At 71.6% G+C, this 25,723-nt stretch carries 20 protein-coding genes and 1 pseudogene; 11 read left to right on the plus strand and 10 right to left on the minus strand.

The features are described from left to right. Nucleotides 1-40 precede the first annotated feature (40 nt). The 3 genes from fsa (at nt 41) to ACSRUE_RS01545 (ending at nt 1,692) form a co-directional block, all read left to right on the plus strand. A complete protein-coding gene (gene fsa, locus ACSRUE_RS01535; RefSeq protein ID WP_437762303.1) occupies nt 41-691 on the plus strand; it encodes a fructose-6-phosphate aldolase in 651 nt (216 codons plus the stop codon). Continuing rightward, nucleotides 663-1,316, plus strand: a complete 654-nt coding sequence (gene ybeY, locus ACSRUE_RS01540; RefSeq protein WP_441289473.1) for an rRNA maturation RNase YbeY — start codon at nt 663-665, stop codon at nt 1,314-1,316. The genes fsa and ybeY overlap by 29 nt, the downstream gene beginning before the upstream one ends. Before the next feature lie 67 nt (nt 1,317-1,383). Then, nucleotides 1,384-1,692, plus strand: a complete 309-nt coding sequence (locus ACSRUE_RS01545) for an HU family DNA-binding protein (protein WP_012232661.1) — start codon at nt 1,384-1,386, stop codon at nt 1,690-1,692. On the opposite strand, the gene lnt is transcribed toward ACSRUE_RS01545, so the two are convergent. Next, entirely contained in the window at nt 1,679-3,436 is a 1,758-nt protein-coding gene (gene lnt / locus ACSRUE_RS01550) for an apolipoprotein N-acyltransferase (protein ID WP_441289474.1), read from the minus strand. The two genes, ACSRUE_RS01545 and lnt, sit on opposite strands and share 14 nt — an antisense overlap. 129 nt (nt 3,437-3,565) lie before the next feature. Beyond that, nucleotides 3,566-4,429 (minus strand): outer membrane beta-barrel protein, encoded by an 864-nt coding sequence (locus ACSRUE_RS01555; protein WP_441289475.1) that lies wholly within the window; start codon nt 4,427-4,429, stop codon nt 3,566-3,568. A gap of 287 nt (nt 4,430-4,716) precedes the next feature. Here ACSRUE_RS01555 and ACSRUE_RS01560 point away from each other — a divergent pair, with 287 nt between their 5' ends. From ACSRUE_RS01560 to ACSRUE_RS01570, 3 genes are all read left to right on the plus strand, one after another. Further along, on the plus strand, nt 4,717-5,916 hold the full coding sequence (locus ACSRUE_RS01560) for a class I SAM-dependent rRNA methyltransferase (RefSeq protein WP_437762307.1): 1,200 nt from the start codon (nt 4,717-4,719) through the stop codon (nt 5,914-5,916). 10 nt (nt 5,917-5,926) lie between these two features. Continuing rightward, nucleotides 5,927-6,781, plus strand: coding sequence for an HAD family hydrolase (locus ACSRUE_RS01565; RefSeq protein WP_441289476.1), 855 nt, complete (start codon nt 5,927-5,929; stop codon nt 6,779-6,781). 183 nt (nt 6,782-6,964) lie between these two features. After that, complete coding sequence (locus ACSRUE_RS01570; protein WP_441289477.1) at nt 6,965-8,854, plus strand: serine/threonine-protein kinase; 1,890 nt, start codon at nt 6,965-6,967, stop codon at nt 8,852-8,854. Nucleotides 8,855-9,073: 219 nt separating this feature from the next. On the opposite strand, the gene ACSRUE_RS01575 is transcribed toward ACSRUE_RS01570, so the two are convergent. Together ACSRUE_RS01575 and ACSRUE_RS01580 are read right to left on the minus strand one after the other, a co-directional pair. Next, nucleotides 9,074-9,397, minus strand: a complete 324-nt coding sequence (locus ACSRUE_RS01575) for a CxxC-x17-CxxC domain-containing protein (RefSeq protein WP_437769917.1) — start codon at nt 9,395-9,397, stop codon at nt 9,074-9,076. Nucleotides 9,398-9,589: 192 nt separating this feature from the next. Then, nucleotides 9,590-9,682 (minus strand): annotated as a pseudogene (locus ACSRUE_RS01580) (zinc-ribbon domain containing protein); the annotation flags it as partial. Between the two features lie 359 nt (nt 9,683-10,041). Here ACSRUE_RS01580 and nusG point away from each other — a divergent pair. The 3 genes from nusG to ACSRUE_RS01595 are packed head-to-tail and all read left to right on the plus strand — an operon-like array spanning nt 10,042 to nt 15,237. Continuing rightward, nucleotides 10,042-11,463, plus strand: coding sequence for a transcription termination/antitermination protein NusG (gene nusG / locus ACSRUE_RS01585; protein WP_441289478.1), 1,422 nt, complete (start codon nt 10,042-10,044; stop codon nt 11,461-11,463). Nucleotides 11,464-11,488: 25 nt separating this feature from the next. Further along, nucleotides 11,489-13,285 (plus strand): ABC transporter ATP-binding protein, encoded by a 1,797-nt coding sequence (locus ACSRUE_RS01590; protein WP_441289479.1) that lies wholly within the window; start codon nt 11,489-11,491, stop codon nt 13,283-13,285. A gap of 29 nt (nt 13,286-13,314) precedes the next feature. Continuing rightward, a complete protein-coding gene (locus tag ACSRUE_RS01595; RefSeq protein WP_441289480.1) occupies nt 13,315-15,237 on the plus strand; it encodes an ABC transporter ATP-binding protein in 1,923 nt (640 codons plus the stop codon). 11 nt (nt 15,238-15,248) lie between these two features. Here the strand turns inward: ACSRUE_RS01595 and ACSRUE_RS01600 are convergent, their stop codons facing one another. The 3 genes from ACSRUE_RS01600 to ACSRUE_RS01610 form a co-directional block, all read right to left on the minus strand. After that, a complete protein-coding gene (locus tag ACSRUE_RS01600; RefSeq protein WP_441289481.1) occupies nt 15,249-15,755 on the minus strand; it encodes a hypothetical protein in 507 nt (168 codons plus the stop codon). 66 nt (nt 15,756-15,821) lie between these two features. After that, nucleotides 15,822-16,823: a porphobilinogen synthase gene (hemB, locus tag ACSRUE_RS01605; protein ID WP_012232650.1), complete on the minus strand. Its 1,002-nt coding sequence runs from the start codon at nt 16,821-16,823 to the stop codon at nt 15,822-15,824. A gap of 219 nt (nt 16,824-17,042) precedes the next feature. Beyond that, nucleotides 17,043-17,420, minus strand: coding sequence for a DUF4339 domain-containing protein (locus tag ACSRUE_RS01610; protein ID WP_437762314.1), 378 nt, complete (start codon nt 17,418-17,420; stop codon nt 17,043-17,045). A 203-nt stretch (nt 17,421-17,623) separates the two neighbouring features. Here ACSRUE_RS01610 and cobA point away from each other — a divergent pair, with 203 nt between their 5' ends. Continuing rightward, nucleotides 17,624-19,228, plus strand: coding sequence for a uroporphyrinogen-III C-methyltransferase (gene cobA / locus ACSRUE_RS01615; protein ID WP_437762315.1), 1,605 nt, complete (start codon nt 17,624-17,626; stop codon nt 19,226-19,228). A gap of 330 nt (nt 19,229-19,558) precedes the next feature. Here cobA and ACSRUE_RS01620 read toward each other — a convergent pair whose 3' ends face one another. Both ACSRUE_RS01620 and ACSRUE_RS01625 read right to left on the minus strand, forming a co-directional pair. After that, the gene (locus ACSRUE_RS01620; RefSeq protein ID WP_441289482.1) at nt 19,559-22,381 is read right to left on the minus strand and encodes an ArnT family glycosyltransferase; all 2,823 of its coding nucleotides are present in this window, start codon (nt 22,379-22,381) and stop codon (nt 19,559-19,561) included. A 96-nt stretch (nt 22,382-22,477) separates the two neighbouring features. After that, nucleotides 22,478-23,323: a response regulator transcription factor gene (locus ACSRUE_RS01625; RefSeq protein WP_437762317.1), complete on the minus strand. Its 846-nt coding sequence runs from the start codon at nt 23,321-23,323 to the stop codon at nt 22,478-22,480. Between the two features lie 301 nt (nt 23,324-23,624). Between ACSRUE_RS01625 and ACSRUE_RS01630 the strand changes: the two genes are divergently transcribed. Next, nucleotides 23,625-24,584, plus strand: coding sequence for an RluA family pseudouridine synthase (locus tag ACSRUE_RS01630; RefSeq protein ID WP_441289483.1), 960 nt, complete (start codon nt 23,625-23,627; stop codon nt 24,582-24,584). Here ACSRUE_RS01630 and hrcA read toward each other — a convergent pair. Further along, nucleotides 24,577-25,620, minus strand: coding sequence for a heat-inducible transcriptional repressor HrcA (hrcA, locus tag ACSRUE_RS01635; RefSeq protein ID WP_437762319.1), 1,044 nt, complete (start codon nt 25,618-25,620; stop codon nt 24,577-24,579). The genes ACSRUE_RS01630 and hrcA overlap by 8 nt on opposite strands. Between the last annotated feature and the right edge of the window lie 103 nt (nt 25,621-25,723).

A 25,723-nucleotide genomic window follows, 5' to 3' on the forward strand; every position in this document is an offset into this window, starting at 1 on the left:
CCGCCTGAGGGCCGATCCATCGGTTCCGGGAGGCAGCATCATGAAGGTGTTCATCGATTCAGGGGATATCGCGGAGATCAGGGAAGCGCAGTCGATGGGGGCCATCGACGGCGTCACGACCAACCCGTCGCTCCTCGCCAAGGCCGGCAAGCCGACGAAGCGGGCGATCGCCGAGATCTGCGAGGTGGTCGACGGCCCCATCTCGGCCGAGGTGGTGGCGGTGGAGAAGGACGCGATCCTCCGCGAGGGTCGCGAGCTCGCGAAGATCCACCGGAACGTGGTGGTCAAGGTGCCGCTCATCGACGAGGGGCTCAAGGCCGCCCGGATCTTCGCTTCCGAGGGCATCAAGACGAACGTGACCCTCTGCTTCTCGGCCGCCCAGGCGCTGCTCGCGGCCAAGGCGGGGGCCACGTACGTGTCGCCGTTCGTCGGGCGCGTCGACGACGCCGCGGGGGACGGGATGGATCTCGTCCTGCAGGTCGTGACCATCTTCAGGAACTACGGGTTCTCGACGCAGGTGCTCACCGCGAGCGTACGGCACCCCGTCCACTTCGTGCAGGCCGCCATGATCGGCTCGCACGCCGTGACGATGCCGCTCAAGGTCATCAAGCAGCTGATCAGGCACCCGCTCACCGACGTCGGGCTCGCGCAGTTCTTGGCAGATGCGAAGAAGATCCCCGAGCTGGTATAGCGATCCCGTGGCCGAGAAGCGCAAGGAGAGCACGGGGACGAAGCGCCGCGGGAGCCGCCCGGCGGCCCCCGCGGTCGTGTCCGTCACGACGCAGGGAGGGCCCTTCAAGGGGGTGTCGACGGCGGTCGTGCGCCGGCGGGCGAGCAAGATGCTCTCCCACCTCGCGTTGCAGGGCGTGGAGCTCTCCGTCGCCCTGGTGAACGATGGAGCCATCCACGAGCTCAACCGCAGCTACCGGCGCAAGGACAAGCCGACCGACGTGCTCGCCTTCCCGATGCTCGACCAGAACGGGGCCAACTCGCGCAGGCGCGGCCGGCGAGGTCCCGTGGATCCGTCGGCATGGCGCGGTCTCCTCGGCGACGTGATCGTCTCGATCGACACGGCCGCGCGGCAGGCCGCCGAGCGCGATCGCCCGCTGCTCGACGAGATCACGATGCTGCTCGGGCACGGCCTGCTCCACCTGCTCGGCTACGACCACAAGACCGACGCAGAAGAACGAGAAATGACGGATTTGACCCGGGAGCTCGAGGTCGCGGCGGCGTCGCGAAACAACAGTATTACTGGAATTGGACCGCATCGCGGCACCGCGAGGCCAAACGCGAGGCCAAAGAAGACGGGGGGGTGATGACTTATCGCTTGCGAGGCGAAACCTCGCTTGTTAAACGGACGCCCCCTTTCGACTTGGAGGAAACATGCCCGGTTCGAACAAGCTGACCAAGGCCCAGATGATCGTCGGTCTTGCTGAGGCCACCCACCTCGACAAGAAGTCCGTGGCCAGCGTGCTCGATGCGCTCGGCGAGCTGGTGAAGAAGGAGCTCGGTCCGGAGGGGCCGGGCGAGGTTACGGTTCCGGGCCTCGTGAAGATCAAGGCGAAGGAGATCCCGGCCACGCAGGACCGGGAAGGCATCAATCCGTTCACGAAGCAGCCGATGACCATCAAGGGCAAGCCGGCGAGCCGCAAGCTCCGCGCGGCGCCCGTTAAGGCGCTCAAGGACGGCTGAGCGGCGCCTCCGTGGCCGCAGCTTGCGTCGCCGCATCGGGCGGCGCGAGCTCCGGGGGCCCCGCAGGCGCTCGCGCCCCCGAGCTGACGCCCGGGGCTTGTCGCGGGGCCTTCGCTGTGGAGCGTCGCGCCCGGAGCGCGCAAGCGACGCTCGCGAAGGCGAGCAGCAACGCCATCGGGACGTCGCCCAGGCGGGTGTAGAGCGTCAGCGGCGTGTCCCTGACCGAGGGGGTCGCGAAGGTCACCCCCGGCGCAGCGCTCTCATCGCGGCTGCGCACCACGCCTCGGGCGTCGATCCATGACACGACGCCGAGGTTCACCGCCCGCACGAGATCGCGACGCAGCTCGATGGCGCGCATGACCGCGAGCCTCGCGTGCAGCTCGGGCTCGGCGCTCCCGGTGAACCAGGCGTCGTTCGTGATGTTGACGAGGAGGTTCGGGGCGAGCGCCCCGGTGATCCGCCGCCCCACCCCGGTGAGCGTGTCCTCGTAACAGTTGAGCACCCCGATCCGGAGCGCGGGCCCGTGCTCCCGGGGCAACGTGAGGGCGCGCGGCTCCGCGCCCGGGACGAGCCCGCCGCTCTTCTGGAAGATGCGCCGCAGCCAGGGCAGGTAAGCGCCGCCCGGGACCGTCTCGCCGAACCAGAGCAGCTGCAGCTTGTCCTGCGTCGGCTGCATGCTCCCATCGGGGAGCACGAGGGTCGCGGAGTTGTAGCTGTTCCGTTCCTCGACGCCGTCGGCGGCCTTCACGGGCGGCGCCTGCGTGATGAGCCCCGCGAGGATCGGGCCACGGATGCCGGGCCCCAGGATCGCTCGACCGCCGCGCGGCGCCTGCCGGGCGCTGTGCGAGAGGGGGTACGGGTACGCCGCCTCGGGCCAGAGGGTGAGCTCTGCGCCGCCGGCCTCGGCCTCCCGGGTGAGCTCGTGCAGGGTTCGCAGGATCCGCGGGTGGTTCTTCGTCTGCCAGCGCTCGTGAGGCCCGATCGCCTGGTTGACGAGCGCGACGCGCGCGGCTGGCAGGCCGGCGCTGGCGCGCTCCACCGCGGCCATCCGCACCGCGCCGTGAGCCGCGAGCAGCCCGAACAGCGCGGCGCTCGAGAGCGCCGGGTAGAGGATCGCGCGGAGCAACCGACGGCGGGTGGGCCGCGGTTCCTGGGCGGGCGCGCGCTCGAGCGGCCGCCCGCCCGGCGCCCTCCCCGAGGCGGCCAGGCCAGCGCGGGCGAGCAAGGCCGCCCCGACGGCGAACAGCACGGAGACGCCCCGCTCGCCGATGAGGTCGGCGAGCTGCACGAGCGCCGGCCAGGGGCTCATGAGACCCGCAGGAGTCCAGCCGAAGACGGTCGGGATGGCCACGGCGGCGAAGACGCCGGTCGCAAAGGCGAGCTCGAGGGGAACTCGCAGCCGCCGGATGAGCGCGCTCGTGATGCCGCCGCAGATCGCCCAGACCAGCGATTGGGCGGCCGCGAGCAGCACCAGCGCGAGGTACGAGGCAGCCGAGCCGAGGGGCGTGAACCGCTGGATGACCTCCGGCACGAAGCGCAGGCCCACGACGCCCGCCGCCGTTCCCCAGAGCGCGCCGCGCCCGAAGGCGCGCCAGCTCGTCGGGGCGTCGTGGACGGCGGCCGCCAGCAGAGCGAGGCCAGCGATGACGGCGGGGACCAGATCCGTCGGCGGCGCCGTGAGGGCGAACGTCGCGCCGCCAGCGAGGGAGAGCAACAGCGGGGCGCGGCCACGGAGCGCGCGCATGATCGAGGCCTGGGGCACGATGCGGCGTTATACCGCGTGGAGACGGTCCGGACCGCGACCGGCTGGTCGAGAGCAGAACGGACGCGACCCCCGCGCGGTCAGGGTGGACGGGAGGCTATGACGAGCCGCTCACCAGTAAATACTGAGCCCGCCGCGGAAGAGCCCCCCGCCCGACGTGTTGGTCGTCCGGCCGGAGTCGGGATCCGTGAACTCGGGAACGAGCCCGTCGTCCGTACGGCTGCGCACGAAGCCGAGCGCATCGACGTTCAGGGCGATGCGGGGGGAGAGCCGGAACTCGAGGCCGATGCCGCCGTGCGCGCCGAAATAGTCGTACTCCGTGTCCGGAGCGAACTCGGTGCCGCCGGCCGCGACCTCGCTCGAGGCGCGATCGACCTCGGCGTGCGCGATGTTCAGGCCGCCCATGAAGTAGAACTGGGTGCGGCTGCGCGGGTTGACGAACAGCATCCCGGTCAGCGAGAGCGGCACCTCGGTCCGCTGGTCGCCGTTGTAGTCCGTGCCCGCGAGGAAGTCGGCGCCTGCATCGAGCGCGAACGCCGGGACGGGCCGGTAGCGCAGGCTGATCCCGACGCCGCCCATGCCGGCGTCCTCCGCTCCGCCGTGCTCGCGCCCCAACATGACGCCCTCCATGCGGAGGTTGATCCCCCAGTGGCGCCGCCAGCGCCGCTTCACCGGCGGAGGCGGCGCGGGGGGCGCCACGCGGCGCACGATCACGCGCGGCGGAGGGGCCGCCCCAGGCGTCACGACGATCACCTGAGGAGGCGGGCCCGACGGCGAGGTCTCGTAGACGACGACCGGCGGGGCCCGGCGGGCGGCCCCCCTGGCCGGGGGCGGGGGCGGCGGCGCCTCGGCAGGCGCGGCCTCGGCAGGAGCGGCGGGCGGCGGTTCTGCGGCGGGATCGCGAGGCGGCTCCACTTCCTCGCAGAACCACGCGCCGGGAGGACAGTTGCTGTCCTCCTGCGCGAACGCGCTCATCGGCGCGGTCATCGCCACAGCAACAAGGGCATGGGTCAAGCAACGGCGCATCGGGCGACTCCTCTTCGGTGCAGGGAGGTTAGCAACCGGGATGCCATCGACCATCTTGCGGGATCGTCGTCACCATGGCCACGCAGCACGCCGGCGTGCATCGGCCGCCACGGCACGCTGTGGCGGAAGGTTCACACGCGCGCCGTTCCGCAGGGTACTAGCTCCCACGGCAAAGGTCACGGCGCGGTCGCCCGTGTCGGGAGCCCTGCCAACATCGAGACCAATCGGGTTCCATCATGCCTACGGTTACGTTGAAGCAGGGTCATGTCCGGCCGGTGTGGTCGGGGCATCCCTGGGTGTTCGCTCAGGCGATCGCGCGCATCGAGGGCGGCGCGGTGGCCGGGGACGAGGTCGTCGTCACCGACCCCTACGGCAGCGTGCTCGGGCGCGGGCTCTACACCCCGCGCTCGGCCATCCCGGTGCGCATGTACACGCGCGAGGACAGGCCGATCGACGCGGCCCTGTTCCGGCACCGGATCGAGCGCGCCATCGCGCACCGCCGCGAGCTCGGTCTGCCCGCGCGGGCGCCTGGCCACGAGACCGACGCCTTCCGGCTGATCCACGCGGAGGGGGACGGCCTGCCGGGGCTCATCGTCGATCTGTTCGGCGACGTGGTGGTCGTGCAGCTCGGGACGATCGGGATCAAGCGCCGCGAAGGGGTGATCTTCGACGCCCTCCAGGCGGCGCTCTCGCCCCGCGCGATCGTGGACAGGACCCCGGAATCCCTCGCGAAGCTCGAGGGGTTCACCGCCGACGCGGGCGTGGTGCGCGGCGACCCCGCGCTCGATCAGCTCCGGTTCGTCGAGCGGGGGCTGCGGTACGCGATCCCGCTCGCGCTCGGCCACAAGACCGGGTTCTACCTGGACCAGCGGACGCTGCGGACCCGCGTCGAGCAGCTCGCCCACAACCGGCGCGTGCTCGATGCCTTCTGCTTCGTCGGCACGTTCGCCATGGCGGCGGCCCGCGGCGGGGCGAGCGAGGTCCTCGCGATCGACGAGAGCGCGACGGCGATCGAGGTCGGGGCGGAGTGCGCGCGGGAGAACGGGCTGCTCGACCGGATCAAGTTCACGCGCGACGACGCCCGCAAGGCGCTGCAGAACGCGTCGAGGCAGGCGGGCTACGATCTCGTCATCTGCGACCCTCCGAAGCTCGCAGGCACGCGCGCCTCCAAGGACGCCGCGCTCATGGCGTACCGGCGCCTCGCGGCCGGGGCGTGCCGGGCCACGCGCCCGGGCGGCGTCCTCGTGCTCTGCTCCTGCTCCAGCGCCGTGAGCCTCGACGATCTGACCCGGGTGCTCGCGCTCGGCGCGCGCGACGCGCGCATGCAGGCCGCGGTGTTCGACCGGCACTTCCAGGGAGGGGATCACCCCGTCCCCGCCGCCTTCCCCGAGGGGCTCTACCTGAAGAGCCTCATCGCGCGCATCGACGCGCTCTGACGATCGCCCGATGAAGCCGCTCTCCCTCCTGCCTCCCGACGCCGCGCGCGCCCTCGCCGGGGTGATCTTCGATCTCGACGACACCGTGCTGGATCACGGCGCCCTCACCGAGGCGGCGTACGCAGCGCTCTTCCGTCTACGCGAGACGGGGCTCGCGCTCATCGCCTGCACCGGCAGGCCCGCCGGCTGGGGCGAGGTGCTCCAGCGGCAGTGGCCGATCGACGCGACGATCGTCGAAAACGGAGCCGTCGCGCTGGTCCGTGAGGAGGAAAGCGACGTCGCCGGCCATCGAGGAGGGCACGCCCCGCGCGCCGGCGCGCGCCGCGTCGTCACGCTCGACGACCTGGACCGCGAGGCGCGGCGAGCCCGTCGAGCCGAGCTCATCGGGCTCGCCAATGACATGGTGCGTCGTTTTCCGGCGGCGGCGCTCGCGGACGACAACGACCAGAGGGTGACCGACGTTACCATCGACATCGGGGAGCACCGGCATGTCCCGCCGGAGGACGTGCAGAAGATGCGCGCCGAGCTGCGCGAGCGGGGGGTGAGGACGCTGCTGTCGAGCGTCCACCTCCACCTCACGCGCGAGCCGTCCGACAAGGCCACGGGGATTATGCGCCTGCTCTCCGCTCGGTTCGGCGAGGATCCCACCCGGGCGCGGCACCGCTACGCGTTCGTCGGCGACAGCGGCAACGACGGCGTCGCCTTCGCCGCATTTGTGCTGACCTTCGGGGTGGCCAACGTTCGCGCCCACCTCGGCAAGCTGTCCGTGCCGCCGCAGTTCGTGGCGTCCCTCCCCATGGGCCGCGGGTTCGCCGAGATCGCCCAGCAGATCGCCGAACTGCGGAAGAATGCACCCGAGCCGTGATCTTGCCGCGCGCAAGTCACTTCGCGCTGCGATCCGCCCCACACCTGACGCAGGTAAGCTAGCCGCGGCGTGCACTGAAGGAATAGGATCGGTCTTTCGGGAGGGCCGTGCCTCCCAACCCTTTACAGGGGCGCGTGTTCTCGGGGACCATGACGTTGGTCCCTCGCCCGCCAGCGGCAGCAGATGGCGTTTCGACCCCCGACCCCCGGCCTCCTCGTCGACAACAAGTACCGCCTCGCGGAGCGCATCGGCGGGGGCGGCATGGGCGACGTGTTCCGGGCGGAGCACGTGCTCGCAGGTCGCGCCGTTGCGATCAAATTCCTCCACCCAGAGCTGGCGGACAACTCGGAGCTCTCCCACCGCTTCTTCCAGGAAGCGCAGGCGGTCAACCGGATCCGCCACCCGAACATCGTCGACGTGATCGACGCCGGCGTCGGCGAGCTCGGTCCGTACATCGTGATGGAGCACCTCGACGGCGAGTCGCTCGGCATGGCGCTCGCGCGCTTCGGTCGCCTCGACATGGAGGCCGCCGTCGGCGTCGCGATCCCGGTGCTCGAGGCGCTCGACGCCGCGCACCGCGCGGGGATCATCCACCGCGATCTCAAGCCCGAGAACATCTTCATCGCCTTCGATCCGAGCCGCGGCTCGGCCGTCGTCCGCCTGCTCGACTTCGGCATCGCCAAGGTGCTCGACTCCGATGGCCCGTCGCCGCGGACGCGCACGGGCGTCGTGTTCGGGACGCCTGACTATCTGTCGCCCGAGCAGGCCACGGGGGAGTCGCCGCTCGACGGCCGGAGCGATCTCTTCTCGGTGGGCGTGCTGCTCTACGAGGTCCTCACCGGCACGCGGCCGTTCCGCGCGCCGACCGCCGTGGCGACCGCGTTCCGCGTCGTGCACGCCGAGGTGCCCACGCTCGCCTCGGCGGGCGTGACGGTCGACCCGCGGCTCGAGGCGATCGTGCAGCGGCTCTTGCAAAAGGATCCCGCGAAGCGGTTCCAGACGGCCGGCGACGTCGTCCGCGAGCTCGAGCGCGTCGCGCCTGAGCCGCCCCGGCGGACGACGGCGCTCGGCAGGCTGATCAACGTGCAGCGGCGGATGGCCCTGAGCCTGGGGAACGCCCCGGAGAACGAGCGCGATCGCCACTCGTCCTCGCGCGATCGATCGCGCCCGGGGTTCGACGTGAACCCCCCGCCGCCGATGCGCATCTCGCCGTCGATCGTGCCGGGGGGGCGCGTCACCGAGGCGCCGCCCGGGATGCGGCCGTCGTCCTCGGAGCCAGCGAAGCCCGCGCCCGGCATGACGCTCTCGAACGCGCTGCGAAGCCGCGGCTCGGAGCCCACGATGCTCTCGCAGCGCGGCGAGTCGCTGCCCACGGTGCGCAGCGCCGACCTCGGGCACCGGGCCGAGCCGACCGTCCGCAGCGCGGACTTCGGCGCCCTGATGAACCGGACACGCGACACGCGGCGGCCCAACGTCACCCCGGTCCGGCCGCTGCCGGCGCGCTTCGCCGGGCAGTACCAGGTGCGCGGCCCCGTCCTGCGGAGCGTCGATCGCACCATCGTGGACGAGTACGGGAGGAGCGCGCGCGACGAGGTCGTCTCGCAGATGCCGCTCCGCTACGCCGACGACTTCAAGCACGACTCGATCAACGCGCTCGTCGGGTACGATCTCGAGGCGCTCGACGCCTACATGGAGCTCGCGACATCGCTGGTCCTGCGCGATCTCGAGCGCTGGCGCGACATCGGCAGGCTCGGCGTGGGCGGCGAGCTGCACAGCCTCGTGCGCACGCTGTTCGCCCGCCCGCTGACCGACATCGCGTCGCTCATGCGCCGCGGGACCTCCATCTGGTCGCGGCTCTTCACGTTCGGCTCGTGGCGCGTGGCGACGGGCCCGACCGGGCGGGTCACGCTCCACATCGGCGACTTCGACCCTGCTTCACTGCCGCTCCGGCTGTGGGTCGTGGGGATGGTCGAGGAGACAGCGCGCCGCGCGTCCGGCGGCGGCGTGAAGGTCACGATCACGCTCGGCGAGCTCGGCTTCACCTCCGAGCTCGCCTGCGAGATCAGCCTCTAGCTCCAACCGCCCGAAGCCCGGCCAGAGATCGCCGGGCTTCGGCGCCGCCTCGCGGCGGCTTCGCGCGGGCGGTCTTGGCTTTGTTTCCTCGGGGCTCCGCCCCGCTCCGCACCCCGGCGTCCGCTTCGCGGCCGCGCCGGCCGCGCCGGTCGCACGAGCAGCGACCGGCGCTCGGGGGTGCGCCGCAGCGCGATGGCTGCGCGCCGCTGGAGGCGTCTCTCAGGAAGGCTTGCGCGCGCGGTAGCACGCCTGACAGAACACGTCGCGGCCCTCGACCGGCTTGAACGGAACCTCGCCCTCGGAGCCGCACGACTTGCAGGTGATCGAGAACGTCGGACGAGTGCGCGGCGCGCGAGGCTGCTGCGCCGGACCGCGGCTCGGCGCGGCAGCGCGGCGCTCACCGGTGAACGAGGGGGCGCGGTAGTTGCCGTCATCTCGGAAGGGCGCGCCGCCGCGCAGGCGGTTCGGGTAGTGGCTCTGCACCGCCCATGCGGGGGCCAGCCCCGAGTACGCGTCCTGCATCGGGCTGCGGTACTCGTTCACGTCACCCGTGTAGCGAGGCTTCCGAGGCTGGCCGTCGCCGCGCGCCAGGCCGCGATGACCCCCGGCGCCCCGAGGCGGGCCAGGCCGCTGGCGCTCCGCAACGCGAGCCGGCGATCCGCTCTCGCTCTCCCCTCGATTGTCCTTGCGCGCACGGCGGCAAGTCCGGCACCGCTTGGGCGGAGCAGCGAGCTTCCGTTCGGCGTAGACGGCAGCTTCCGCAGCCGAGAATAGGAACGACGTGCCGCAGCTCGCGCAGACAATGTGCTCGTCTCGATGCTGTTCCATGATTCCTCTTTCGTCAGGCCGACGGGCCTCGCAGGCTCACGGGCTCGGATGACTCGGGTGACTGGAGCGCCCGGGAGCTGCCCCGCTGCGCTGGAGAAGCGCGATTTACGCGGGGTTCTACGTGATATCGGTGGGATCGCCCTCTTGATGGGGCACGGGAGTGCCTACGGTGACATGCTTGTCAGGGCGGTCAAGCGTGCCGCCTCCACGCAACGCCAGGATCGATCGCGCGGCGCGGAGCTTTGATTTCGAAGCTCCTCAAGATACCATCCGCGCGACTTTCACGAGGAGCACAGCTCCTCCCGTGACGGCCCACGAGCCGCATCCGCCCACGCCGCGCATCGCAACCAGTCGAAGCAATGAGCCATCCCTCCCTGCACCTCACCGCTCGTGACTTCGACGCGTACGCCGCCGAAAAAGCGACCTCGAAGGCCTACTCGCGCCCCCGCCTCGAGGTGAAGCAGCGCGCGCTCGCCTGGGCGCGCGGCGTCGTCGCCCGGCTGGCCGAGCTCGGCATCTCGGTCGATGTCCATGGCTCGGACGAGCACCCCTCGATCCGCAACAAGCACCGGGCCGACTGCCAGTGGGTCTTCTTCTGGCGCGACCAGGCTGCGCGCGACGAGCTCGATCGCCTCCTCGACCGAGGCCGCTCGATCTCCGACGCGATCGACGATCCGAGCCCCTTCACGCGGCACGCCTTCCTCGCGCTTCGCATCTCGGAGAGCGAGGTGCAGGTGTGCTTCGCGGTCCACCCGGACGCGAAGGTGGACGTCGACAACCTCCGGGCTCGCCTCTCGGCGACGGAGGAGGCGACGGGCGCGCCGGCCTCGCCGATCTCCGCCGAGCTCACGAGCGCGCTCCACGCGCTCCCGGAGCAGTTCTCGTTCGGCGCCGCCGGCGGCGATCGCGTGGCCTGCAGCGCGGCCACCTCGGACGCGATCGCCGAGATGCTCCGCCGCGCCGCCGACGGCCAGGTGCCGCTCTGGATCGGCTGGGCGGTCCCGCGCGAGACGGCGGTCGAGCACGCCGACATCCTGGATGAGCAGCTCGAGGACGCGCTCGTCGCGCTCGCGCCGATCTACCGGCTCGTCGCGTGGTCACGCGAGAACGACCGCATCGCGCTCGACCACAAGCTCGAGGGCATCGAGCAGGAGCGGGCGCGCGCCCACGCCGAGATCGAGGCCGAGAACGAGCGATGGCGCTCCGAGCAGGCCCGAGCGCGAGAGCGCTCGATGGAGCAGGCGCGAGCGCGCGGCGATGAGCGCGTCGAGGCCGCCCTGCCCGCCCGCCGACCGACCCTGGCGACGCTGTTCAAGTCGCCGAGCAACGCCGGCGCCGGCGCTGGCCGCGGCGGAGAGCCGCGGCCCTCGCTGAAGCGGGTCGGAGAGGGCAGCGCCCCGGCCCGGCGAGCGCCGCACGGCGAAGCGGAGCAGCAAGCGAAGGCCGAGGCTCCGCAGAAGTCCTCGGCCGATCACGCGCCGCGAGCGCAGCGTGGTCCGTCCGGCGAGCCCGAAGCTGCCCCGAAGGTCGCGCCGGATCCCGCGAAGGGCGGCGTGCTGGAGAAGGGCAGCCGCGTCCGCGTGCGACGAGGCCCCTTCGGCGACAAGATCGGCGTGGTGAGCGAGCTCGATGGGCGCGGAGGCGCGCGCGTCCTGCTCGGCCTGCTCTCGACGAGGCTCGAGCTCGACGATCTCGAGCTCGTGGTCGATGGAAGAGATCGGCCCGCGCTCTCGACGTCGCACCGCAAGCCGCTCGCGCCGACGCCGCGCAAGGCGCGCTGAGCGTCGCCGCGCGGCCCCCCACGCAATGGTCAAGCGCGATCCCTCTACCTACCCCGTCGGCCTCGGCGCGCAGTTCCGCCACAAGCTTCCGCTCTACCTGACGGGCGCGGCGCTGCTCGCTGCGCAGCAGTTCCTCATGGCCAGGCGAGATTTCCTGGTCAAGGACGCCGTCGACGCCGCCGTGAAGGCGCAGTCGAGCGAGGCCGCGCATGCGGCGCTCCTCATGCTCGCGGTCAGCGTGGGCGCCGCGATCATGCGCGTGTTCTCGCGGGTCACCATCTTCACGGCGGGCCGCAACGTCGAGTACGAGCTCCGGGCGATCCTGCTCGCGCGCCTGCACAAGCTCGGGCCGGCGTTCTTCCGCAAGATGCCGACCGGCGACATCATGAGCCGGGCGACGAACGATCTGACGCAGGTCCGCCTCCTCCTCGGCTTCGGCCTGCTGAACGTCGTGGGCTCGATCTTCGCGTTCACGAGCGCCCTGTACGTGATGCTCCACATCTCGAAGCGGCTCACGCTCGCGGCGCTCGTGACGATGCCCGCGCTGATGCTCGTCACCCGGTCGTTCTCGACGAAGCTCTTCGTCCGCACGCGCGACAACCAGGAGGCGATCGGCGCCATGAGCGACCGCGTCCTCGCGAGCCTCGCCGGGGTCAGGGTCGTCCGCTCGTTCGCGCTCGAGGCGTCCGAGATGGCCGCGTTCACGAGCACGAACCAGGGCTACCTCGAGAAGAGCCTCGCGCTCGCCAAGCTGCGCGGCTCCATGGCGCCGCTCATGGGGGCCATCAGCTCGGTCGGCGTGCTCATCGTCTTCTGGTACGGCGGGCGGCTCGTGCTGGAGCAGCAGATGACCCGGGGAGACTTCGTCTCGTTCTGGCTGGCGCTCTTGCGGCTCACCTGGCCGATGCTCGCCCTCGGCTTCGTCGCCGCCATCGTCCAGCGCGGTCGCGCCGGCTACGCCCGACTCAAGGCGATCTTCGAGGCCATCCCCGAGGTCGTGAGCGGCCCGATGCCCTCCCCCGAGGTCGTCCGCGGCGCCATCTCCGTCAAGGAGCTGACGTTCTCCCACGGCGCGAGGAGGGTGGTCGACGGCGTGAGCTTCGAGGTCGAAGCGGGCAGCTCGCTCGCCATCGTCGGGCGCACCGGCTCGGGCAAGAGCACCATCGCCACGCTGCTCGCCAGGCTCATGCCCACGCCCCGCGGCGCCGTGCTCCTGGACGGCGTCGACATCTGCGACCTGCCGCTCGACACCGTGCGCGCGAGCATCGGCTACGCGCAGCAGGACGCGTTCCTCTTCTCGACGACCGTGGCCCGCAACATCGGCTACTCCCTCGACGATCCGGACTCGCCCGCCGCCTTCGAGACGATCCGCGCGGCCGCCGCCGAGGCCGAGGTGCTGAACGAGGTGCTCTCGCTCCCTGACGGCTTCGATACCGTGGTCGGGGAGCGCGGCGTGCAGCTGTCCGGCGGACAGCGCCAGCGCGTCGCGCTCGCGCGCGCGCTCGTGCGCGAGCCGAGCGTCCTCGTCCTCGACGATCCGCTCTCCGCCGTCGACGCGAAGACCGAGCAGGCCATCCTCGCGGCGATCGAGCGGCAGGCCGCGCGAAGGACCGTCATCCTGATCACCCACAGGGTCGCGGCCGCGCGGCGGTGTGACGCGATCGTCGTGCTGGAGCAGGGTCGGGTCGTCGAGCGCGGCACGCACGACGAGCTCGTCCGCGCGGGCGGGATCTACGCGTCGTTCGCCGAGGAGCAGCAGCTCGAAGAGGATCTCGCGACCTTCGATGCGTCGCCGTCCTCGCAACCGGTGGGGCTCTCGTGACACAGCCGGCGCACGGAGACAGCGCGACGATGCGGTCGAAATCGGGCGGCGCCTCGGCCTCAGGCGACGCGGGCGCGGGCCCGCGGCGGCCGGCGCAGGCGGCGACGGCCAACGGCCGCAGGGCGACGAAGGCGAGCCGCACGGAGGACGTGCTGAGCCGGTTCCACGAGGAGTCACAGCTCGGCGAGGCGTACGACGCGCGCATGCTGCTGAGGCTGTGGCCGTTCGTGCGCCCGCAGGGCACGCACCTCGCGCTGTCGCTGGCGCTGCTCGTCGTCACGGCGCTGCTGGCGCTGCTGCGCCCGCTCATCATGCGCGACGCGCTCGACGCCTTCGACACGCCCGGCGGGCTCGATCACCTCACGCGCAGCGGCCTGTTGCTCACGGGCGTCATGCTCCTGGAGCAGTCGCTCGCCTTCCCGCAGCTCTACCTGATGCAGCTCGCCGGCGCGCGCGCGATGGCCGACCTGCGCGTGCGCGTCTTCGGCTTCCTGCACACCCGCCGCCTCGGGTTCTTCGATCGCACGCCGGTCGGCCGGCTCGTCACGCGCGTGACGAACGACGTGGACGCGATCGGCGAGATGTTCGCGTCCGGCGCGCTCAACGCGTTCGGCGATCTCCTCCGGCTCGTCGTCATCGTCGCGGTGATGGTGTCGCTCGACTGGCGCATGTCGTTGCTCGCCTTCGCGGCGGTCCCCCCTGTCGCCCTCGGCGTCAACTGGACGCGGCGGCGGATGCGCGACGCGTTCCGGGAGGTGCGGGCGAAGACGGCCAGGATGAACGCGTACCTCAACGAGCAGGTGTCCGGGATGGCCGTCGTGCAGGCCTACGCCAGGGAGGAGCGCTCGGCCGAGGAGTTCGACGAGATCAACGCGGCGTACCGCAACGCGAACAACCGCTCGATCGTGCTCGACGCGACGCTCGACGCCGCCATCGAGATGGTCTCGAGCGTCTGCATCGCCGCGGTGCTCTGGTACGCCGGCGTGAACAGCCTGAAGGACCAGATCTCGTTCGGGACCTTGTTCGCCTTCGTCGCTTACATCGACATGTTCTTCGTCCCGATCCGCGATCTCTCGGCTCGGTACACGCTGCTGCAGTCCGCGATGGCCGGCGCGGAGCGCGTCTTCGAGCTGCTCGACAACAAGGACGAGGACGCGACGGCGGCGGCGACGAGCGGCGGCGACGCGGCGAGGGCAGCGGACGAGGGCGTCGCGTTCGAGCTCGACAACGTCGGCTTCGGCTACAAGCCCGGCACGCCCGTGCTGCGGCACGTGTCGATCGCGGCGAGGCGCGGCGAGAAGGTCGCGCTGGTCGGCGCGACCGGCGCCGGCAAGAGCACCGTGGCGTCGCTGCTGCTCCGCCTCTACGACGTCGATGAGGGCGTCGTGCGGGTCTTCGGCCGCGACGTCAGCGCGTACCCTCGCGACGAGCTGCGCCGCCAGTTCGCCGTCGTCCCTCAGGACGTGTTCCTGTTCCCGGGCACGGTGCTCACCAACATCGCGGCCGGCGACGCGATCCCCGATCGGGCCAAGGTGGTGAACGCGCTGAACCGCATCGATGCCCTCGACCTATTCGAGCGGCGCGAGGGCGGGCTCGACGCCCCCGTGCTCGAGCGCGGCAGCAATTTCAGCGCTGGCGAGCGCCAGCTGATCGCGTTCGCCCGGGCCCTCTACCGCGACCCGCCGCTCCTCATCCTGGACGAGGCCACGGCCAACGTCGACAGCGACACCGAGGCGCGCCTCCAGCGCGCCCTCGAGGGAGCCATGGAGGGGCGCACCGCGTTGATCATCGCGCACCGCCTCTCGACGATCCGCGCCGTCGATCGCGTCGTCGTCTTCCACAAGGGCTGCGTCGTCGAGCAGGGCACGCACGAGGACCTGCTCGCCGCGGGCGGCGTCTACAGCAAGCTGTACCGGCTGCAGTTCGCCCGGCAGGCAGCGGCGCACGCCTAGGAGCGCGGGCCCTAGGGCGCCGCGCTCCCGCCGCCGGGATCGGCGTCGGCGCCGTAGCACCTGCCGACGACGGTGCCCCCGGCGGTTCCCATCCCATCACCGTCGGCCCCGCCTCCTGCGGCTCCGGTCGCGCCGTCATCGCCGCCGATCGCGCCCCCGGCGACCACCCGCAGCCAGTACTCGGAGCAGCTGCCGTTGACGACGATCAGGTGCTGGTCGTCCACGCAGGGCACCTCGGCCTGGTTGCCAGCCGCCTGCGCCAGCGTCCCGCCGCTCTTCGTGCCGTCGCGCTCGAACGACAGGTACACCTGCCACCATCGAGGGCGCGCGCCGAGGTGATGCTTGAGCGCGTACCGCATGCCGCCCGGGAAGTAGAGGAGCCCGCCGTCCGGCGCCGAGGTCTCGTAGATGCCCCCCTCCGGTGTGGCCTCGACGAACTCGATCGGCGGGTTCGCTTCCTCGGACCGGTCGCACCTGTTCGGCGAGCACCCCGCCGCGCACACCGCCGACGCGCACACCGCCCAAGCGGCGGCCCACCTCAAGCGCTGCGCGGCGCTCCCGCCTGCGCCCTGGCTCCGCATCGCTCAGCCGAGCCAGCGCGCGGCGTCGAGCGCGTGGTAGGTGAGGATGAAGTCCGCCCCGGCGCGCCGGATCGACGTCAGCAGCTCGAGCACGGCGCGCTTCTCGTCGATCATTCCGCGCTCCGCGGCCGCCTTGATCATCGCGTACTCGCCGCTGACGTTGTATGCGCCGAGCGGCAGCGTCGTCACCTCGCGCACGCGCGCGATGACGTCGAGGTACGCGAGCGCGGGCTTGACCATGAGCATGTCGGCCCCCTCTTCCTCGTCGAGCGCCGCCTCGCGCAGGCCTTCGCGGGCGTTCCCGGGGTCCATCTGGTAACCCGCCCGGTCGCCGAACTTGGGCGCGCAGTCGGCCGCCTCGCGGAACGGCCCGTAAAAGCCGGACGCATACTTCACGGCGTAGGAGAGGATCGCCGTCCCCGTCAGCGACTCGGCGTCGAGGGCGCGCCGGATCGCGGCGACCCGGCCGTCCATCATGTCGCTCGGCGCGACCACGTCGGCCCCCGCCCTGGCGTGGACCACGGCCGCCCGCGCGAGCACCTCCAGCGTCGCGTCGTTGTCGACGTCCACCGCCCCGGACGCGTCCTGCCGCAGCAGGCCGCAGTGGCCGTGATCGGTGTACTCGTCCACGCACACGTCGGTGATCACGAGCAGCTCCGGCACGGCCTCCTTCATCGCCTTCACGGCGCGCGGCACAGGCCCGTCCGGGTCGTAAGCGCTCGTGCCCGACGCATCCTTGGTGCGCGGGAGCCCGAACAGGATCGTCCCGCCGATGCCGAGCTCCTTGCAGAGCCGCGCCTGCGCTGCCGCGGCGCTCACGGGCAGCTGCGAGACCCCCGGCATCGTCCCGACCGGCCGAGGCGCGTCGAGCGCCTCGTTGAAGAAGAGGGGGAGGATGAAATCTCCCGGATGGAGGGTTGTCTCGCGCACCAGGGCGCGGAGGGCGGGCGAGCGACGGAGCCGACGCGGTCTCTTCGTGGGGAACACGGCGGCGGAGCATAGCAGCCCTGCGCCCGCGTGAGCCGCTCCGGTCCAGAGAACCGCGCGATCCGTGGATCGCGTGGGCGCTGCGAATCGGTTAGTGTTCGCAGTGTTCGCAGTGTTCGCAGTGTTCGCCCGAAACCGCCAGCATGAGAACGGCCCTCCACTTCCCGTTTTCCCGCCGCGCTCGCCCACCCGCGCGCGGAGCTCGCGCCGGGCGCGGTCCGCGCGCGCAGCCATCGCTCAGCGGTGGGCCGCTCCAGAGCGCGCGGCCGAGCGCGCCGCCGAGCCGGGGCGCGGCGTCATCGGCTGGGGCGTCTGCTGGGACGACAGCGGGAGCGTGTCGTCGTCGTCATCCGCTGTCGAGCGCGCCGCCGGCTGCTCCGCAGGCGCCGCCGTGGCGGCGACCGTGACCGTTGCAATGTCGGACAGCGGGCACCACACGGTCCATGCCTCATTGCGGACGAAGCTATCGAGGGGGACCACTCCGCTCTCGATGCCGCGCGCGAGCTGGTCGAGCCTGACCGGCCCGACCGAGCGCTCCCCGTTGGTGACGTACCATCGGTCCGGAAAGCCGCGCTCTGAGCTCAGCAGCTCCTCGACCAGTTTCACAGATCTCATCGAATGGACTCCAGAAACCGCCGGACGTTGAATCGACCGGATGCGATTCTAATCCCATAACGCACCGGGTCAACATCACTGCAGAATCGCTATGACAATCAACGTCTGCCATGCATGAACGAGAGAATGACGGGAGTTTGACTGTGTTTCCGAGGCGTAACGATCCTTCCGAGGAGGGCCCCGGCGCGGCGGCTGCGGGGGCAATGAACGACGGAGCGCCGGGCGCGGCCAGGCCAGGCGTCGTGTACCTGGTCGGCGCCGGCCCTGGGGATCCGGGGCTCCTCACATTGCGCGGCGCAGAGCTCCTCGCCACGGCCGACGTCGTGCTGCACGACGAGCTCGTCCACCCCGCGCTGCTCGACCGCGTGCGGGAGGGCGCCGACGTGCGCTCGGTCGGCAAGCGCGGCGGCGATCGGGTGGTGAAGGACGCGAAGCAGGCGGAGATCGACGCGGAGCTCGTCGCGCTCGGCCTCGCGGGCCGCAGCGTCGTTCGCTTGAAGGGCGGCGATCCGTTCCTCTTCGGGCGCGGCTCGGAGGAGGCGGAGGCGCTGGCGCGGGCCGGGGTGCCGTTCGAGGTGGTGCCGGGCGTCTGCTCTCCGCTCGGCGCGACGGCCTACGCCGGCATCTCGCTGACGCACCGGCACATCGCCTCCAGCGTGATGATCGTCAGCGGCGTCACCCGGGCTGGCAGATCCTTCGACTGGAGCGAGCTCGCCTCCGTCCGCGGCACCATCTGCGTCCTGATGGGCATGCAGGCCCTCGACGCGGTGGTCGCGGGGCTGATGGGGCCCGGGCGCCGCGATCCCGCGACGCCGGCGGCGGCGATCCAGTGGGGCACGCGGGCCGACCAGCGCGTCGTCTCCAGCCGCCTCGACGAGCTGCCTCGCCGCGTGAAGGAGGCAGGGATCGAGAGCCCCGCGGTCATCGTCGTCGGCGCCGTCACCGGCCTGCGCGACACGCTCCGCTGGTTCGATCGGAAGCCGCTCTTCGGCAAGCGCGTGCTCGTGACCCGGCCGCGCCACCAGGCGCGCTCGACGTCGAGGCTGGTGCGCCTGCGCGGCGGCGAGGCGGTGGAGCTCCCGACCATCGAGATCCACCCGCCCCCCGACCCGGCGCGCGTCACCGAGGCCGTCCGCGGCCTCGCCGGTTACCACGCCGTCGTCTTCACGAGCGAGAACGGGGTGGCCTGCTTCTTCAAGGAGGTGGAGCGGCTCGGCCTGGACGCGCGCGCCTTCGGCCCTGCGCGCCTCGCCGCGATCGGCGTCGGGACGGCCGCCGCGCTCGCCGCGCGCGGCGTCCGCGCCGACATCGTCCCGCGGGAATTCCGCGGCGAGGAGCTCGCGGAGGCCATCCTCGCCGACCCCGCGCTCGCCGGACGCCGGGCGGCGTCCCCTCGAGTCCGCGTGCTCCTCGCGCGCGCGCTGGTCGCCCGCGAGGTGCTCCCCGAGCGCCTCCGCGCCGCCGGTTGCGAGGTCGATGTCGTGCCTGTCTACGAGACCCGCCCTGCGTCGGCCGGTCGCCGCGAAGAGCTGCTCCGGGCGCTCTCGGCAGGCGCGATCGACGTCGTGCTGCTCACCTCGAGCAGCACCGTCGACAGCCTCTGCGATCTCCTCGGCGAGGGCGCCGCAGCGCGCCTCGAGCGCGTGCTCCTCGCGAGCATCGGGCCGATCACGACCGCGACCGCCGAGAAGCGGGGGCTCCGGGTCGGCGTGACCGCCGAGGTGAGCACCACAGCAGGTCTCCTGGACGCGCTGGATCGACATTTCACTGCATTGCAAGCGACCCCTGGCGGCGCCAGGAGCGAATGAGCTGGTCGCACGCTGTGCGGCCGGCGCAGCTGCGGAAATAAAGAGAGCGTCGCAGCGGACCTGGGGGGGAAAGGTCTCCGCCGCGACGCTCGAACCCAGGGGAGAGCAGGGCGCGTGCCTGCGACTTCTTCAAGTCAATTCAGGTACTTAGCACGCCCCAACAGGAGTCCCCTTGCGCTGCTGCGCCGCCACGGCGACAGAGATGCAAGAACGCTCCTGATTCAGCATGACGGTCGAACACCGACAGCGGCACTCCCCGGGCCGGAGCAGGCGTACAGCGTCACAGCCGGACAGCGCTGGTGAGATGAGCGCCCTCCGGCGCCGTTCGGCTCACTCGAACGTCGCTCGCACCACGAGGAACTTGTTGTTGAGCTCGATGGACGTGAGCTTCTCGAAGATGCGAGGGCTGCCGAGCTCGTTCGACAAGGAGCCGGTGCGTCCGTGCTCGGTGACGAAGTAGAAGGTCTTCACGCCCTTCTTCTTTTGCTCGTTGATGTAATCCTGGAACTTCTTTCCGCTCGACACGAAGGCCGCCAGCCGGTTGCCGGCATAGAAGTTCTCGCCCTTCCAGTTCAGCTGGTAGGCGACGAGCGGCCCTGGGATCTGCTGATTCGCGCGCACGTAGGCGAGCAACGTCTCGCGTTGCCCCCAGTGAGGCGACGTCCGCACGAAGTACACGTCGATGCCCCACGCCGTGAACACGACGGCGAGCGAGAGGAGCGCGTAGACGACATGGCGGCGCCAGCGCGCGACCATCAGCAGCAAGCACAGGGCAGCCGCGGCGGCGGTGAAGGCCCACAGGGCCGCGGAGAAGTCGAGCGACTGCGGCCAGGGGCGCTTGTAATTGTACGTGAACAGGTGCAGCAACCTGGCCTGGCTCGGCTGTCCCTCGCGCACCATCGCGAGATCGCGCCCGACGAGGAACACGAGGAGCGCAGCGCCGAGCGCGACGGCGCCGAGCATCGCGCGCTCGTAGCTGACCACCGCGGCGGAGCGCGCCGACTGCACCGGCGAGGAGGCGCCGTTCGAGCGGCGCGCGAGCCCTCCCGCGCGGCCATCGAGGCGCAGCATGTCGTCGAGCAGGATCCCCGTGAGCATCGCCGCCGGCGGCACGGCCGGCAGGATGTAGTGATGGAACTTCGTCAGCATCAGCGAGAACAGCGCGAAGCCGAAGAGGAACCACATCGCCAGGAACACCGAGGCGTCGCCCTGGCGGACGTCGGCCGAGCCGCGCTCCCCCGGCGCCGCCCCCTCGCGCCGCCTGAGCCACCACACGAGCGACGCGGGCACGAGCCCGGTCCACGGGAACATCGCGTAGCCGAGCTGCCACACGTAATAGCGGAAGCTCACGTCGTCGCCCTCGTTCGTGTCGTGGACGTGGGTGAAGGCGCGCTTGAACATGTCGTGGAACAGGAGCCTGTCGGTGAACGGCTGGCCGTGCCGCGCGTACATCGCGACGAACCAGGGCAGCGCGATGCACGCGAGCACGAGCAGCCCGACGGGGATCTCCATCTTGAGCACGTCGCGGTACCGGCGGGAGACGACGACGTAGCCGAGCGCGCAGAGCACCGGGAGCCCGAAGCCGGCCGGCCCCTTGGCCATCGTGGACAGGGCAGCGAAGAACCACGCCGAGAGGAAGAGGAGCCGCTGGACGCGCCGCTCGCCCCAGCTGGCGTACAGGACGATCGCGAGCGTCTGCGCCCAGACGAGCGCCTGGAGCGCAGGCTGAAGGCCGGGGAGCACGGGCAGCACCGACCGGCAGGCCTCGTTCCCGGGCAGACCGCAGTTGCCCGGTGAGCCCGAGCTGAAGACGTCGCCGCGGAAGTGGAGGCCGAAGGGCGAAAGGCCGATCTCGACGTGACGCGAGAGCAGGTAGAGGATCTGCGGCAGCGCGCAGGCGAGGATCGCCCCCAGCACGAGGTGATAGGCCGAGAGGCCCACCTTGAGCGGGCCGAGATCCACCTCGTAGACGCGCGCCTCCTCCGCGTCGTCGGTGTGGATGCCGAGCAGGAGGAGCGCCATCGCCGCGGCCATCGTCGCGACGAAGGGCATGTCGGTCATGGTCTGGTGGGAGACCAGGAACCACTGCGGCATCGTGGCGAGGACGAGCCCCGCGAGCAGCCCCGCGCGGCGGCTGAAGATGCGCGAGACGGCCTTGTAGAGGAGATAAACGGCGATGAGCGTCAGCGCGAAGACGGGGAGCCTGACGGCCCACTCGGGCCACGGGGTGCGCCCCTCGGCGGCCGCCGAGAGCATCTCGCCCGAGCGGTAGCGGACGCCGAACGCGGCCATCGCGAGCGCCTGCATCCAGAAGTCGAGCACCGGCTTCGACCAGAACCAGCCGTCCTGCGCCCACCAGAGGGAGATCCAGTCGTTCCTGGCCAGGATCTCGCGCGCGACCTCGCCGTAGTGCGTCTCCCACGGATCGGTGAGCGAGTGGCTCCCGAGCATGGGCAGGTAGAGCAGCGTGACGACGGCGACGAGCCAGAAGCCGTGCCGCCGGCCGAGGGGGCGCGGAGTTCCCGCCTCGTCGACGCGGCAGGGGCCGAGGCGCTCGCCGAACCGGAACGCGCCGATGACCGCCGTGAGAAACGCGGCAGGTACGGCGATGGCGGGCACCGCCAGCGAGAGCAGCGTCGGCGCGCCGTCCGACGAGAGGGGGCTCGGCGAGAAGAAGCCCGCGACGCTCAGCGTGATCAGGACGAAGAGCGCGACGAGCCCACCCCCGAGCAGCGCGAGCGGGCCGAGGAGGTCGTGGATCCCGACGCGCGTGGCGACGCGCTCGGGGGGATCGTCGAACGAGCCGAGCAGGTCGAGCAGACCGATCGCCGCGATGGCGACGCCGAGCGCGCCGATCGGGACACCCCAGCGCAGCTGAGGCGCGAGCGCCATCACGACGAACGTGAGGAGGGCGCCCGCGGCGGACACGGCGGCGCCACGCCAGCGGAGCGGGTTGCCCTGCGGCACGAGGCGAGCCTCCTCGGCGTCGGCCGCGGCCCCGGCCATCCCGACCATGCCGTCGCTCCCCGCTGCCCCGTCGCCGGCGGAAGGCGCGCGTGGCGGAGGAGCGCTCGGGCTCTCCAGATCGCCAGCGGCCGTCCCGTCGCGGGCGTCCGCGGGCGCACCGCTGCGTTTGTCGTGTGTGTCGTTCATGGCTGCGCCGACCGCGGAACGAGGCGCGGCCCTGGCGTAGCAACTCCAGGACGCCGGACAAAGCAGCCACGGCCAGGCAGAGGCCGCGGTGCGCGCCTACTTCGTCAGGCGCGCGATCTCTTCCTTGATGATCGTCTCGGCGAGCACCGGCACGACCTCCCACACGACGCGCTCCACGATGTCGCGGGACAGCGCCATCACGGCCTCCACCTGATCGGAGGTGAGGCCGAGGCCCTCGAGCTTGCTCGCCATCTGGCCGTTGACCTGCGCGGAGGCGGTCGCGGCGACGGCGGCAGGCCCCGTCGCGGTCTTCGGCACGCCGGACACCGGCGTCGGCGAGAAGGCCATCGTCGTCGTGACCGGCACGTTCGCCGGGCCGCCCGGCGCCGTCTTGACCGAGGCCTGGGCCGGCGCAGCGCTCGTGGCCGGCGCGTTGGGCGTGTAGATGAGGGTCTTCGCGCGCTGGAGCGGGCTCGTTGCCGCCTGCTGCGCGGCGGCGGCGGGCTGCGCCGCAGGAGAGCGCGCGGGCGCAGGCGCCGCGGCAGCAGGGGCCGCTGCGGCGGCGGGCTTCGCTTCGCCGCGCGACGCCAGCAGCTTCTTGACCTTGTCGATCATCTGCTGGGTGTCGAACGGCTTGTCCATGTGATCGTCCGCCTGCGCGCCCGATCCCTTGGCGGGGTCGAACGGGTTCTGCTTGGACGAGAGGATCAGGACGGGCGTCGCCGGTGAGGCCTGCTTGATCGCCTTGCACAGCTCGTAGCCGTTCTTCGGCTCGAGCGTGACGTCGGCGATCACCAGGTCGGGTTTATCGCTCTTGAGCTTCTGCAGCGCAGCGTCGGCGCTGCTCGCCGTCACGACGCGGAAATCCTGACCCGCAAAGGTGATTTCGAGCACTTTGCGCATGGTCACGCTGTCGTCTACGGCGAGAAGGGTGCTGGCCACGAACGGGTCTCCTCTCAGATGGCGAGAAAGCGATGACGGCTCTGGATATCTTCGGCTCCGGTCGCGCGATGTGTCAACATTCGCGGTGTATTTCGCCCCCGCGGGCCCCGCGGATGTGCGTTTTCCGCGCCGGTAGAGCCCGGTCCCACGCTGGTGGGCGGAGCCGAGGCGCCCCCCTGTGAGCTTCTACATGCGTTCGCTCCGACCCGCCACTCCGCCGAGCCAGGAAGACAAAGCCGCCGAAACGACCGGCGTCCACCCGGCCGCCCAGGTACGACCTCCGCAGGATGGCCGCTGGACGGTGCCCGCCGAGCTGGATCGGCGCCCGCTGGACGGGGCCGTCCGTGCGCTGGCCGCGGTCTCGTGGTCCGACGCGCGCCGGTTGATCGAGACCGGCAAGGTGCTGGTCGGGAGCGCGGTGGCGACGAGCGCCCGCCGGCGGGTGCTCGGCGGGGAGCTGCTCGAGATCCGCCTGCACGCGCCGAGGCCCGAGACCGTGCGGCGGCGCAAGCTCGAGGGCGAGCTCGTGGTCTACGCGGACGCGAGCGTCATCGTGGTGAACAAGCCCGCCGGGGTGAGCACCATCCCGTACGGCGACGAGGATCCCGCGGAGCAGGCCGCGACCCTCGACGCGCTGGTGCGCGAGGTGCTGGCCAGGCGCGACCGCCTGCGCGGGCGCGCGCCGCTCGGCGTGGTGCAGCGCCTCGACAAGGGGACGAGCGGGCTGCTTGTCTTCGCGCGGACGCTCGCCGCGAAGAAGCACCTCGCGCAGCAGCTCCGCGTCCGCGCGATGCACCGGCAGTACCTGGCGCTGGCGCACGGCGCCGTCCCGCGCGGCACCTACCGCAGCTACCTCGTCGAGGATCGGGGCGACGGGCTGCGCGGCTCGGCGCGAGAGGGGCGGCGCGAGGGGCAGCTCGCGGTGACGCACGTGGAGCCGATCGAGGTGCTCCGAGGGCCGCAGGAGGGGGCCGGCGCCGGGGGCATGACGCTCGTCGCGTGCCGGCTCGAGACGGGACGCACGCACCAGATCCGCATCCACCTCGCGGAGGCCGGGCACCCGCTCGTCGGCGAGACCGTCTACGTGCGGGGCTACCGCGGGGCGAGGGTCCCGGCCGCGCGGCTGATGCTCCACGCGGCCGAGCTCGGCTTCGACCACCCGGCCGACGACCGGCCGATGCGCTTCCAGGCGCCGCCGCCCCCGGACTTCGACGACGTGCTCGAGCGGCTCCGCGAGCCGCAGCGGAAGGGCGCTACTTGACCTTGCCGCGGACCTCGGTCATTGCCGCGGCCGTGGCGTCGACCAGCGGCATGACCTTCGCATAGTCCATCCGCGTCGGGCCGAGCACGCCCACGGTCCCGGCGACGCGGCCGTTCTCCATGTACGGCGCGGCGACGAGGCTGAGCTGGCCTCCACCGAGGTCGCCCGCCTCGCTGCCGACGAACACGGTGACCTCACCCGCGCCGGCGGCGAGCGTCCGGTCGAGCAGATCGACGAGCTCCTCGCGCTCCTCAAGCGCCTTCATCAGCTTCTTGAGCCGGTCGACATCGGCGTACTCAGGCAGATCGATCAGGCGGTTCTGCCCCTCGATGACGACCTCGCTCCGCGGGGTCACGTCGGCCATCGCCTTGCTGCCGAGCTCGAAGGCGCGGCGCCTCAGCGCGTCGATCTGGAGGCGCTCGTCGGCGAGGCGGCGGGCGAACAGGTCCCGGATCTCGCCCAGGGTGCGCCCCTCGATGACGTCGGTGAGCAGGTTGTGGATCCGGGTGAGCTCGCCCTCGTTGATCGCCTCGTCGGCCGAGATGAAGCGGTTCGCGACCGAGCCGTCGGCGAAGACGAGCACCGCGAGCAGCTGCCCGGGCTTGGTCGGGATGAAGCGCAGCTGAGCGAGGGCGCGGAGCTCCGCCCGCGGCGCCGCGACGACCGCCGCGGCGCCGGACAGCTCCGAGAGGTAGCGCCCCGTCTCGCGGAGCGGATCGTTCGCCCCCGCGTAGATCTCGGTGAACCTCGCGCTCAGCTCGGCCTGCTGCTCGGGGGACAGCGACCGGAGCTCGACGAGCGCGTCGATGAACAGCCGGAGCGCGCGATCGGTCGGGATCCGCCCGGCAGAGGTGTGCGGCTGGTGGAGGTACCCGGCCTCCTCGAGGTCGGCGAGCACGTTGCGGATCGAAGCAGCCGAGAGATCCAGCCCGTATTTCCGGGCGAGCGTCCTGCTGCCAACTGGGTCGCCCGTTGCGATGAACTCGGTGACCGCGGCGAAAAGGATCTTTCGAGCTCGATTGGAAAGATCACCCATGTCAGTTGCATGCCGCGCACAAGCGCGCCGCCGTGGCTACCTGGACCAGGGACCGCCCAGCCCGGGAAGCCATGCGGGCCGGACCTTCGCTCCCGTACGTCAA

The organism is Sorangium sp. KYC3313 (assembly GCF_052075895.1).
GTDB classification, from domain to species: Bacteria; Myxococcota_A; Polyangia; order Polyangiales; family Polyangiaceae; genus Sorangium; species Sorangium cellulosum_B.